Source organism: uncultured Tenacibaculum sp., from assembly GCF_947495995.1.
Classification (GTDB): Bacteria; Bacteroidota; Bacteroidia; order Flavobacteriales; family Flavobacteriaceae; genus Polaribacter.
On sequence record NZ_CANMAX010000011.1, the window covers coordinates 94,937 to 108,609 of the forward strand.

6 protein-coding genes are annotated in these 13,673 nt (G+C 31.8%); 2 read left to right on the top strand and 4 right to left on the bottom strand.

The genetic code is table 11. The features are described 5' to 3' along the window. Nucleotides 1-6 precede the first annotated feature (6 nt). On the bottom strand, nucleotides 7-1,767 hold the full coding sequence (locus tag Q1A15_RS19370; RefSeq protein ID WP_299627829.1) for an Ig-like domain-containing protein: 1,761 nt from the start codon (nucleotides 1,765-1,767) through the stop codon (nucleotides 7-9). Between the two features lie 114 nt (nucleotides 1,768-1,881). Then, nucleotides 1,882-3,435 (bottom strand): hypothetical protein, encoded by a 1,554-nt coding sequence (locus tag Q1A15_RS19375; RefSeq protein ID WP_299627831.1) that lies wholly within the window; start codon nucleotides 3,433-3,435, stop codon nucleotides 1,882-1,884. Between the two features lie 334 nt (nucleotides 3,436-3,769). Between Q1A15_RS19375 and Q1A15_RS19380 the strand changes: the two genes are divergently transcribed. Next, nucleotides 3,770-4,651 (top strand): hypothetical protein, encoded by an 882-nt coding sequence (locus tag Q1A15_RS19380; protein WP_299627833.1) that lies wholly within the window; start codon nucleotides 3,770-3,772, stop codon nucleotides 4,649-4,651. Nucleotides 4,652-4,951: 300 nt separating this feature from the next. Further along, nucleotides 4,952-6,898, top strand: coding sequence for a T9SS type A sorting domain-containing protein (locus Q1A15_RS19385; RefSeq protein WP_299627835.1), 1,947 nt, complete (start codon nucleotides 4,952-4,954; stop codon nucleotides 6,896-6,898). A gap of 82 nt (nucleotides 6,899-6,980) precedes the next feature. Here Q1A15_RS19385 and Q1A15_RS19390 read toward each other — a convergent pair whose 3' ends face one another. Both Q1A15_RS19390 and Q1A15_RS19395 read right to left on the bottom strand, forming a co-directional pair. Continuing rightward, nucleotides 6,981-8,882, bottom strand: coding sequence for a tetratricopeptide repeat protein (locus Q1A15_RS19390; RefSeq protein ID WP_299627837.1), 1,902 nt, complete (start codon nucleotides 8,880-8,882; stop codon nucleotides 6,981-6,983). Nucleotides 8,883-8,982: 100 nt separating this feature from the next. Beyond that, nucleotides 8,983-13,673, bottom strand: a 4,691-nt coding sequence (locus Q1A15_RS19395; RefSeq protein ID WP_299627839.1) for a gliding motility-associated C-terminal domain-containing protein, incomplete at its 5' end; no start/stop codon positions are given.

Below are 13,673 nucleotides of genomic sequence, written 5' to 3' on the forward strand. Positions count from 1 at the left end.
CAGAAATTATTTTTTAATAAGTTTATATATGTTTTGTTTGTAAACGATAAGATATATACCTGCCTTTAGTTTACTATTGAGCTCTAAATTTCCTGAAGCATTTATTTCTTCTTTTTGAAGAAGTTTTCCGTCCATTGTATAAATACTTACATTTTCACCTTGCTCTACATTTTTTAAATTGATTTGATCTATAAACGGATTAGGAAAAACAGTAACTTTATTTTTATCTAAATTGATAAAGTCATCTGTACTCAAAGTTGAGGTTGACCCGACTCTTATATTTATTGAAATTGATTTCGTATCACCATCTAAACCTTTAATAACAGCTTTTAATTCATGAATTCCTTCTTGCAAATCACCAAGAAAGTCACTGTTTTTGTTCCAACTATATGGTGTTGAATTTTGTGAACTTATTAATGTTCCATCATAAAATAAACTTACTTCATCTACTTTCGCAGAAGCATCGACTGTAACCACTATATGATCACCAATATTAAATTGCTGATTGTCTTTTAAAATCATAAAATATGGTTCTAAATCTCTCGTAGATACAACTGTTGGAGGTGAAACAATGACTGGATATAATGTATTACCTGTTGGAGTTGGATATTTAGATTCGTCAATTTTAAAGTTTGTAGAATGATCTGCAGGCTTTGCTTGTAACGGTCCGTGATAGACTTTATTTACTTGTGAGAAAGGAGATGCGCCGTTATGTTGTAACTCTAAAGTTGAATTATTTAAAAGGAAATTGTCTCGTGCTGAATTTTGATGTTGAATAGACCATGGTCCCATTATTGAAAAATAATCTGGACTTCGAGATGCTGAAGATCTTGATCCTGACATATCTTTTGGTAAAATAACTTTATTTTTTTCGATCAAATTATTTCCATCATCACCAACATGAAAACTAATTTCTTGTTTGATTTCATTATCATAAACCACATTATATTCTACTCCACCACCTTGTAATGAAAAATGACGTAAATGAGTCATTTGACAATCTGTAATTAAATTGTATCCTTTTTGAATAAAGAAATAACCTTGTGCTCCACCAGATTTACTAAATGCGCCATCGACAATTAATCCTCTAAAAGTATTGTGCCTTGCATTACATCGCATTGGATCTCGACCTGCATTAATTAAGTTTACATCATCTAACCAACAATCTGAACTTTCTTTAAAAAACACAAGAATATTATCACTTCCATTGAGTTCATCGTTAGCAGAATTACTTGTATTCCAAGTAAATTTTGGAAAACCACTTGAATCTCCCCATTTACTACTTCCTCTAATGGTCATATTATACAACCCAGCAAATCTTGTATTTCTTTCGAAGTTGAAAGCTTTATTATCGAAGTTTTCATGCATTTCAAAAATGGTTTCGCTTCTACTCTCTCCAATCAGACTTACATTACTTTTCATCTCAATTTTTTTATTCACGATGTAAGTCCCTTTTTTAATTAAAATGGTATTTCTTTTGTTTCCCATTCTACTAACATCACGAATAGCTGTATTAATTTCATCTATACTTGCTCCTTCTTCTATTGTTCTTTGAACAACTAAATTTTCTTTCAAAGGAATTCCACCTCGAACTCCAGCTGTGATCCATTTTTCTATTTGTGGATACTGAGCTTTATTCTGATTGATAAGATCTGTATCGAAAGTTACTCCCGGATCACCAACCCTTATTTGTGCATTTAATAAACTAGGTAAAAAACCTAAAAGCAGTAGTACTACTAAGAATTTTATTGATCTATTTGATTTCATAATTTAGGAGATTATGTGTGTGTTACTTTAGTAACGATGATTATAAATTCATCTTTTAATTAAAATAGACCGCCTATAAAAGGCAGTCTATGTAATCAATTATTTTAAACTATTTTAGTTTGGAAAGCTAGCTGTGAATCTAGTAACATCTGCTGGTCTATTATCACAAATAGCACTTGTATTATACTGTATGTTTTGAATTGAACTTGCTGGGAAATTTCTAAAATTCTCATCAACTAAAGTTACATTGTAATGACCACCAACTGTACTTCCGTTAGTATTATCGTAACTTAAAGAAACTGATGGACCGTGATATTCAAAACCATCAAACATTCCTAAACTAGTTACTGGATTTTTTATTCCGTTTTCCCATAAATTACATGGTATAAACTTTAAATGTGCTTGTTTTATTTTAGCTCCACCATCATTTTGGTAAATTGCAGTAACATCAGTTACCGTAGAAGCTTGATAACTTCCTGCTTGTAATCCGTTTCCTAACTGATCTAATACATAAGCATTTCTAGAAGCAACACTAGCTTCTGGAGACAATCTTGTTGCCCACTGCGTACCGTTATTTCTTTTGTATGGATTACCAGATAACACATTAGTAATTCCTGGGAATTGTGCTTTAACAAATGCTTCGAAATCTCTTCTTCCTTGATTATTGATTGGAAATCTTCTTGATTTATCAAATAACTCTAAGAAACCTTTTTCTACTCTAACTGCAAATGCAGAACCTACAGATCTAACTTTTTCTACAGTTACTTTACCATTTTCAACAAAATGAGGAGAGAACATTACAGCACATAATCCGTTTTTATTTCGCATGTCGTAAGCAAAAATTTGTGTTATACCTCCTTTTTTACTTCCATTTTTAAGTTCATCTTTCATGCCTTTATCATCAGATTCCATTCGTAATGTAATTCCGCCATCACAAGAAAGTTTTCTAAATAAAACGTGTTTAGCATTATAGGTTTGAACTAAACCATAACCTGTATGAGATCCTGTTTGGCTTATGTTTTCTATGACTCCATCTTCAGGACCAGGTCTTCTTTCTTGAGATCCTGGAACGTGAACTAATACAATAGAATTTACAGAACTTCTTCTATCTTTTATATTGATATCTGAAAATCTAAAATTGTCTACACGTCCTACTCTAAGCACGTTTACATTTTGATTCGTTAATGATGGTGAAGAAATATCAACAGTAAATCTTTGATTATTTTTTCCGCTAATACTTACGTTTTTTAAACGATTACCATTTTTACTTCCTCCGATAGAAAACACACTTCCTCTTGTTCCATCGAAAATAACTTTAGTTCCGCCTGCTATTTTTAAATGAATATTAGATTTTAAAGTGATTCTATTCCAATAATAAGTTGACTTTGGAATTTCAATAATCACTCCAGAACCATTTTCATCTGATTGTTGCGTAATTAATCGGTTTAAATCTGCTGAGGTGGTTCCTGTAAATCTAACTCGTGTAGTTTCTGTTGGGGCAATGTAAAAGTTCGATTGATTAAATTTTTGAGGTGCGCGACTTGCAATTTCAATTTCGGGGTTATTGCTCTCTGTCGCGATTTGTAATTTTTCTACATTATCTGAACAAGATATTGCAGTTGCAGCTGTTAGGGTTGCAGCTACTAAAAAATTTTTCTTGAAAATCATAATTTAGGGTTTATAATAAAGTCCGCTAAACTACTTCCAACGAAAACGTTAAAGAGATTCAATCTTACCCTATGATTATCTTATTTTATCCAAAAAAGGCAAATAACCTACTCTGTTTTGTTTTTATGAAAATTAATATTTAACTAGTTAAAAACATTAAACAAACAATTAATTAACAACAACTTAAACCATCTATCAATTCTTTTTTCTAGCAAGAAAAAGTAACTAAAAAAAGAGTAAAACACCATTTCATCATCCTTTTTGCTCAAGTAATCTTGATCTATTTTTATCGTTATTTAATACTAAAAAATCATATTCAAACTTTCTTTTTTTTATGAGCAAAATAAAAAAAGACATACTATTATTAACACTACTTTTTTCATTTTTGAATGCTAAGGCATATCAATCTAAAAGGATTAGTTTTATTTCTGATATCAGTGTACATGACTTGAACATTTTTCAAAAGTTTAAAAACTATACTATCACATCAATCTTTGATTTTAAACCAGTCAAAAAGAAAAAAGACATGATAACTTCTGTTGTTAATGATGATAGCAAGAATAAAATCTTTTCAGAAGACAATCATAATTTAGATTTAAGAATATTAAAAGTTAGACAGAAGTTTAGATACTTACTTATTGTTTTTATTGTAGTTTGTTCTTTATTAACCTCTTTATTGATTATCTTTATTTCAAAATTGAGAAGTAATAATACGCAGATTAAAAACTTAGAAATAAAAGAAAAAGCAACGCTACAAAATCACATCAAACAAAAAGAAGAAGAGATTTTAGCTACAGTAATTGCTGTTTCTGCACAGCAGGAAGAATTGATACAAACCTTAAAAGTTATTGAAAATTTAAAAGATGAAAAACATAATCAGAATCTTCAAGAAGTATACAATAAACTAAAAAATATTATACAATCGTCTTCTAATCTAAATTTGATATTTCAAAAATTAGAATCACAGTATACTTACTTTAGTACAACGATAAAAAACATACATCCTAACCTTACAAAAAACGATATTCGAAATTGTATTTTACTTCGATTAGGTTTCAGTTTAAAAGATTCAGCTGAACTCTTAAATGTTTCTGTACATGCTATAAAAATAGCTCGACAACGTATTAAAAAGAAAATAAATTATAACGATAATATTAGTTTAAAAGAATACTTAGATACTTTTCAGAACTATCAATCTTTTCCTAAGAAAATTTAAGCATTATATACCTAAAGTATTACTAAACAAGAGTTGTATACATAATGTATACCTGTTTTGTACCTTCTTTGTAACCCTATTTTTTGAGTATAAAAATTAAGGCGTCAGTAATTTTGCTTCGTTGATTAACAACATTAATTATGGATGTTAGGAAAACAAAGTATAACGTTAAAAAATTATATACCCCAATGATTAATTTATGCTGATTTTGGATTATGAGAATCATTTAAATATCCCTTAAAAACCCCAAACGTTATCCCCTTTACTTTTTTAACCTCCCAAAACATCAATTTTTATAAAATGAAAAAAACTAATCTCTTAATTTTACTATTAAACCTTAGTGCTATTTTTAGTGCTAGCTCTCAAAATTTTGACGAAAAATCTCTTGAAGAACGAACTAGACCTTACGGTGATGCCGATGATCCAACCATTAATTGGAGAATTCGTTGGGATAGATCCGATCTTTTTAAGAATGATAATTTTCCAGATTCTGAATATAAATACAATACAAGAATTTGGGCTAAAGAACCTGAAAATGTGCAAAGTTGGGTTTGGAGAAATAAACAAAATATAGAACAAAAAAATGGTTCTTTATTTATTACTGCTCGATACAATGAAGCTGGTTTTCCTGAAAATATGGTTCCTGATGGTTGTGTAAACGGAAACGCTTCTACCAATATGGTTCCAGTTCGATTTTCTTCTGGAATGTTAAGAAGTACTTCTCCTGGATTTGTATATGGATACTACGAAGCTGCAATTAAAGGAAGCGATGGTTTTCCTGGAGTTTCACCTGCATTTTGGTTATACAATCAAATAAGATCTAATACAACTGTTGGTAAAGTTCGTTATCAAGAAATTGATGTGGTAGAACTTACTCAAGAAGGAACTAGTGAAGCAACTCGTAAAGTTATGGATCATAATTTACACGCAATTACTACGGCTTCTTCTAAACAACGTTTTGATAGTTCTTTAAATCCTCCTGTTGGTGCTTTTGTTCCGTCTGTAGAAAATGGAGGATTAACAGTTGGACCAATTAATAGTACTGCTGGTAGAAGATGGTGGAGACCAAAACAAAACACAGCTGCTGAACGAAATGAAACACATGAATTTGAACCTAGAGACATCAACATTTTTGGATGTAGAGTTACAAGTCAGGAAATTATTTGGTATGTAAATGGTAAAGAAATAGGAAGAAAACCTAATGTGTTGTGGCAAAAAGAAGCAGACTTAACAAACCCTATGCGAATTACTTTGTCTTTAGGAATACGTGCTCCTTATAATCAATTTTGTAGCAATCGATTTGTAATGCCAAATCCGACTGTATTATCTAGAGCAAGAAATTTCTTCCCACAATCGATGCAAGTACTTTATGTAAAAGTATTTGAGCCAATGAATGAATCTACACAAAACATTCCTGTTACTGGTGTTACTTTAAAAAAGTCTGAAGTTCCTGTAAGAGTTGGTGGAAATACGATTCTAACTCCTGTTATTGCTCCTACAAAAGCTAGTAATAAAAAGTTTACTTTTTACAGTGTTTCTGGGATGGATGTTGCTAGAGTAGATTCTAAAACCGGAATTGTAACTGCATTAAAAGAAGGAACAGCTACATTTAGAGTAATTACAGAAGAAGGTAACTTTTTTGATGACATAACGATTACTGTTGGTGCTAATCCTAGTCAAACTAGAAGAGCTGTTATTCCTGTTCCTCCTGGATCTGCGGGTTTAGCTCCTGATGGAGATACAGACAATGGATCTGATAATGATAATGATAATGATAATGATAATGATAATGGAGATACTACAAATCCGCCTAATAACGGAAATTGTAACCAAATTCCTACTTGGAAAAAATCTGATTCATATAAAAAAGGAGATAAAGTAAAACTAAACGCTTCTATATATGAATTGGTAAATAACAGTATTGGAAAGTGTAAACCCGGTGGAAATACTACTTGTTCAAAAAATCAGTGGAAAGAAATTGGACAGTGTACTGCATCTCGAACAAGCTTCTCTTCTGTGAATACTGAAGTAAAAGTTTTTCCAAATCCTTCTATCAATATTGTAAATATTACTTCTCAACAAGGTGCTAAAATAAGTATTACTGATACAGCTGGTAAAGTAATTTTATCAAAAGTAGCTGAAGGACAAATTACTTCTTTCAACACTGATAATTTCTCAGAGGGATTATACTTAATTCGTGTTCAAAAAGAAAATGAAACAGTTACTAAAAAACTGATTATAAAGTAAATTAATTCTATCGTATAAATTAATTTGGGTTATTTATTTTTAAAGTCTGATCATAAAAATGATCAGACTTTCTTTTTTTAGTTTATAACTCACTCACTATATCTTGTAATGACATTTCAGAAGTTAATTCCATTTTTTTTCTTAGTCTGTATGTTGCTTTCTTAACTCCTTCATATGTAATATTTAAGATTCCTCCAATCTCTTTATAAGACAAATTCATTTTTATTAGTGCTAGTAATCTAAGTTCTCCTGATGTAATTTTCGGGTATTTTTCTTTTATCTGAATGTAAAAATTAGGATGCACTTTTTCAAAATAGTTTTTGAAATTATTCCACTGTTCTTTATCGTGAACCAACTCACTTCTAATAATTTGCAATAATTTTCTAGAATTAAACTTGACAAAATCATTTTCAGATTTCATTGTATCTTCAATGTATTTTTTCAGTTTTTCTAACACCATATTCTTTTTGGTAATCTGTAAAGTATGTGTTACCAATTCTCGTTTTTTAAATGCTATTTCTGCACTTAATTTTTCTTTTTCTAAAATTGAATTTTGCACTAACAACCTAGATTGTATTACTTTCTGTTTATTCGTGTAAAAACCTAAAATTAAAAACACCATAAATAAAAGGACACTAATAATTAAGATATTAAATCTTAAATCTCTTATTTCTTTTTCCTTTTTAAAGAATTCAATCTCTATTTCTTGCTTATTAATTTGCTTCTCTTTTTCTTCTATTTCATAAATAACTTGTAATTCACTTACCTTTTTTAGCTCTTCTAGCTTGTAAATAGAATCATTGAGAACATTTACTTTCTCTGCATATTTCAAAGCCGTATTTATTTTACCTTCTTTCTTTAAAATATCCATGTAAATTTTATAAGACTTTTTTTGTAATTCTATGTCTCCTACTTTCTCTGAAATTTGTATGGCTTTTTTAACATGCTGCTTAGCTAAATATAATTTATGAACTGCTAAGTAACTCTTAGCTATCATATAATGAGCTGAGATCTGATCTAAAAAATCACCTTTTTTCACAAAATTACCCAATGCTTTATTTAAGAATTGAATCGATTTATCGTATTCTTTTAAGTGATAATGAACCTCTCCAATTCTTACTTGAACAATAGCTATACTTTTTTTATTTAATATTGAAAGTCTAATCTTTAATGCTTCTTCGAAATAATGTAATGCTTTATCAAACTCTTTTAACCCTAAATAGCTTTTTCCTAAGTTTAAATAAACTACTGTAACTTGTTTTTTGTTTTTTGCCTTTTTTACTCCACTCAAAGATTTACCTATATACTCTAATGCTTTATTATATTTTTTTTGTTTGAGATACATGGTACCTATGTAATGATATATCCTACCAATTCCTTTTGTATTTTTTCTCTTTTCATATATTTCATTTGCTTTTAAATAAAAAGAAATTGCTTTCTGATAATACCCCATCAAGTTGTATGAAGCTCCAATATTTTCATATGCTTTTGCTACTGAAATTAAATCATTATGTGACTCAAAAATTGATTTTGCTTCTTGAAAATTAAATATTGATTTTAGGTAATTACTTTGATATTTATTAATCACTCCTATTTGAAACAATGCAGATGCTTGTCCCCACAAATACTTTTCTTCTCTATTAATAGTCAAAGCTTTATTAAAATAAACCAAAGCAGAATCGTATTCCTTTTGATAATAGTGTGCAATACCTAAGCAGTTATTAGCTCCAGCTAAACCACGTCTATTATTACTTTTTCTGGCAATACGAATTGCCTTTGTTATATAGTCTTTACTGAGTTCATAATTAGAACTCACGTATTCAAAACCTATTTCATTATAGGCTACAATTAAGGTAGAATCAGTTAATTTTTTACTTTCTATTAAACTTTTTAAACTATCAATTTTTCTTAAGTTTTGGGCTGAAAATTCATGAATATTAAGCAACCAAAAACATATAGCAATTATTAAATGTGGGATTTTCACTTAGAATTATTTTTTTAATAATCGCGAAAATAGAATTACACATTTGTTTTTATGTTAAAACTTTATTTAAACAAATAATTATAGCTGATTGATTTTTATGTTAATCACTTATATACAGATACCCAGATTTGGTCAACAACTCTAAATTTCCATTATTAGGAAAATCATACTTTATAATATAAAAGTAAGTCCCTGTAGGTAATTTTTCATTTTTTGCTATAGTTAATCTTCCTTCTGAAACTCCTCTAAATACATTAGTTACATTATCATAATTTTCTGTTTCAAAAACTAAAACTCCCCATCGATTAAAGATTTTCACAGTATTAGTATAGCATTCTATTCCTTCCAATAAAAAAATATCATTTACACCATCATTATTAAATGAAATACCGTTATAAACATTAACCGGACAAAAAACATCAACTTGTTGTGTAAAAGTACTAGCATTACCACAAACATCAGTAGCTGTCCAAATTCGTTCAATAAGATATCTGTTTGAACAAGCTCCGTCTATTCTATTTTCACTAAATGTTATATTTACTGAATCTCCGCAACTATCTGTTGCTTGAGGTGTTATTACTTGTGGAATTGTATCACAAGAAACTAGTAAATTCGGGGGAATAGTGGTTTCGAATACTGGAGGTATTGTATCTTCTATAATTATTTCTTGAGTGCAGGTAACCGTGTCTCCTCTTTCATCTGTTGCTGTAAAAGTTCGTATAAAAGTTCCTGTATTACTACTACAACCATTTGTCAAATTACTATCAGTAAACGTAAGTGTAACTTCTCCACAACTTTCAATAACTGTTGGTATACCTGTATTAGTAGTTTCTAATGATGCTCCACATTCCAAAGTTATTGAAGGCGGACAAGTTATTGCTAAATTAACTACTGGAGCAGCAGTTATGGTTAAAGAAGTTGTAGAGACACAGGTTACATCTAATATATTTCTAACTGTGATTGTATAAGTGTTTGGAATTAAATTTGAAAAAATTGGAGAAGTTTGAAAAGTTGTCCCATTAATACTGTACTCGAAATTACTTCCTGTAGGATTGCTTATTGTAATTTCTCCTGTATTAACAATACAACTTGGCTGTGTAATTATTGATGCTGATATTACCGGTAAATTTGGCACTGAATTAATAACTACTGGAACTGAATTCGTTGCTGAACATGTTATATCAACTGTACTTCGAACTGTTAAATCATAAGTATTAGGTGATAAATTTGAGAAAACTTCACTTGACTGATAAGAAATTCCATCAATACTGTATTCTACATTTGGTTGACTTATAAAAGTGATCGTTCCTGTTGGTATAGAACATGTCGGTTGTAAAACGCTTGCTAAAACTGGAATCGCTGGCGGAATCGGCACTGAATTTATCACCACTGGAACTGAACTCGTTGCTGAACATGTACTATCAACTGTACTTCGAACTGTTAAATCATAAGTATTAGGTGATAAGTTTGAAAAAACTTCACTTGACTGAAAAGTAATTCCATCAATACTATATTCTACATTGGGTTGGCTAACAAAAGTGATTGTTCCTGTTGGTGTAGAACATGTCGGTTGTAAAACACTTGCTAAAACTGGAATCGCTGGTGGAATCGGTACTGAATTAATCACCACTGGAACTGAACTCGTTGCTGAACATGTACTATCAACTGTACTTCGAACTGTTAAATCATAAGTATTAGGTGATAAGTTTGAAAAAACTTCACTTGACTGAAAAGTAATTCCATCAATACTGTATTCTACATTGGGTTGACTAACAAAAGTGATTGTTCCTGTTGGTATAGAACATGTCGGTTGTAAAACACTTGCTAAAACCGGAATCGCTGGCGGAATCGGCACTGAATTAATCACTACTGGAACTGAACTCGTTGCTGAACATGTACTATCAATTGTACTTCGAACTGTTAAATCATAAGTATTAGCTGATAAGTTTGAGAAAACTTCACTTGACTGAAAAGTAATTCCATCAATACTGTATTCTACATTTGGTTGACTAACAAAAGTAATTGTTCCTGTTGGTATAGAACAAGTAGGTTGTAAAACACTTGCTAAAACTGGTACTGTTGGTGGTGCTGGAACTGAACTAATAACTACAGGAACTGAATTCGTTGTAACACAATTTCTTTCTATTGAACTTCGAACTGTTAAATTATAAGTATTGGGTGGTAAATTTGAAAAAACTTCATTAGTTCTGAAAGTAATTCCATCAATACTATATTCTACATTTGGTTGAGAAACAAAAGTGATCGTTCCTGTTGGTATAGGACATGTCGGTTGTAAAACACTTGCTAAAACTGGAACCGCTGGCGGAATCGGCACTGAATTAACAACCACTGGAACTGAATTCGTTGCTGAACATGTACTATCAACTGTACTTCGAACTGTTAAATCATAAGTATTAGGTGACAAGTTTGTAAAAACTTCACTTGACTGAAAAGTAATTCCATCAATACTATATTCTACATTTGGTTGACTAACAAATGTGATTGTTCCTGTTGGTATAGAACATGTTGGTTGTAAAACGCTAGCTAAAACTGGAACCGCAGGCGGAATCGGCACTAAATTAACAACCACTGGAACTGAATTCGTTGCTGAACATGTACTATCAACTGTACTTCGAACTGTTAAATCATAAGTATTAGGTGATAAGTTTGAGAAAACTTCACTTGACTGAAAAGTAATTCCATCAATGCTATATTCTACATTGGGTTGACTAACAAAAGTGATGGTTCCTGTTGGTATAAAACATGTTGGTTGTAAAACGCTAGCTAAAACTGGAACCGCAGGCGAAATCGGCACTGAATTAACAACCACTGGAACTGAACTCGTTGTAACACAATTTCTTTCTATTGAACTTCGAACTGTTAAATTATAAGTGTTGGGTGGTAAATTTGAAAAAACTTCATTTGTTCTAAAAGTTATTCCATCAATACTATATTCTACATTTGGTTGACTAACAAAAGTGATTGTTCCTGTTGGTATAGAACATGTCGGTTGTAAAACACTCGCTAAAACTGGTGTTGGTGGTGAACTAGGTACAGGATCTATAGTTACAGGGAACAAACTTACTGTAGAACAACGTGATCCTGCCGTATTTCTTACTGTAAGGGTATAAGTATTTGGTGTCAAACTGGTAAATACTTCACTAGTTTGAAAATTCACTCCATCAATACTATACTCTACATTTGGTTGTACCACAAATGTAATTGTACCGCTAGGAACTAAACAAGTTGGTTGAGTTAATATTGCACTTGGAGTTGTAGGAACTGGTAATGCAGGATCAATAACAATTGTAGTCACAGCAGAAATACAACCATCTGCATTTGTTTCTGTCAACTCGTAAGTTCCTGGTGCTAAGGTTGTAAAACTAGTCCCAGTTTGTGCAGCTACTACAGGAGTTATTCCTGTTAATGTATATGTTGAAGTCGCTACTGGACTAGTTACGCTAATACTTCCTGTTGCTACTAAACAGGTTGGATCTACATGTGTTGCAGCTGGTGCAACTGGTGTTGTTAATGCAGGATCAATAACAATTGTAGTTGCAGCAGAAACACAACCATCTGCATTTGTTTCTGTTAATTCATAAGTTCCTGGGGCTAAGGTTGTAAAACTAGTCCCAGTTTGTACTGCTACTACAGGTGTTATTCCTGTTAAGGTATATGTTGAAGTTGCTACTGGACTAGTGACATTAATACTTCCGGTTGCTACTAAACAGGTCGGATCTACATGTGTTGCAGCTGGCGCTGCTGGTGTTGTTAATGCAGGATCAATAACAATTGTAGTCACAGCAGAAATACAACCATCTGCATTTGTTTCTGTCAACTCGTAAGTTCCTGATGCTAAGGCTATAAAACTAGTCCTAGTTTGTGCAGCTACTACAGGTGTTATTCCTGTTAAGGTATATGTTGAAGTCGCTACTGGACTAGTTACGCTAATACTTCCTGTTGCTACTAAACAGGTCGGATCTACATGTGTTGCAACTGGCGCAGCTGGTGTTGTTAATGCAGGATCAATAACAATCGTAGTCGCCACAGAAATACAACCGTCTGCATTTGTTTCTGTTAATTCATAAATCCCTGGTGCTAAGGTTGTAAAACTAGTTCCGGTTTGAGCAGCTACTACAGGTGTTATTCCTGTTAAGGTATATGTTGAAGTTGCTACTGGACTGGTGACAGTAATACTTCCAGTTGCTACTAAACAGGTTGGATCTACATGTGTTGCTACTGGCGCAGCTGGTGTTGTTAATGCAGGATCAATAACAATCGTAGTTGTCGTAGATACACATCCATCCGAATTTGTTTCTGTTAATTCATACGTTCCAGGAGCTAAAGTTGAAAAGCTAGTTCCTGTTTGCGCTGCTACTACAGGAGTTATTCCTGTTAAGGTATATGTTGAAGTTGCTACTGGACTAGTGACGGTAATACTTCCTGTTGCTACTAAACAGGTTGGATCAGTATGTGTTGCAGCTGGCGCAGCTGGTGTTCTTAATGCAGGATCAATAATAATCGTAGTCGCCACAGAAATACAACCGTCCGCATTTGTCTCTGTTAATTCATAAGTTCCTGAGGTTAATCTTGTAAAGTTAGTTCCAGTTTGCGCAGCAACTACAGGCGTTATTCCTGTTAAGGTATATGTTGAAGTTGCTACTGGACTAGTGACATTAATACTTCCGATTGCTACTAAACAGGTCGGATCTACATGTGTTGCAACTGGTGCAGCTGGTGTTGTTAATGCAGGATCAATAACAATTGTAGTCGCCCCAGAAATACAACCAT

Coding starts and splice junctions, on each gene's coding strand:
- Q1A15_RS19375 (WP_299627831.1), bottom strand. CDS start 3,435: ATGATTTTCAAGAAAAATTTTTTAGTAGCTGCAACCCTAACAGCTGCA.
- Q1A15_RS19385 (WP_299627835.1), top strand. CDS start 4,952: ATGAAAAAAACTAATCTCTTAATTTTACTATTAAACCTTAGTGCTATT.
- Q1A15_RS19370 (WP_299627829.1), bottom strand. CDS start 1,767: ATGAAATCAAATAGATCAATAAAATTCTTAGTAGTACTACTGCTTTTA.
- Q1A15_RS19380 (WP_299627833.1), top strand. CDS start 3,770: ATGAGCAAAATAAAAAAAGACATACTATTATTAACACTACTTTTTTCA.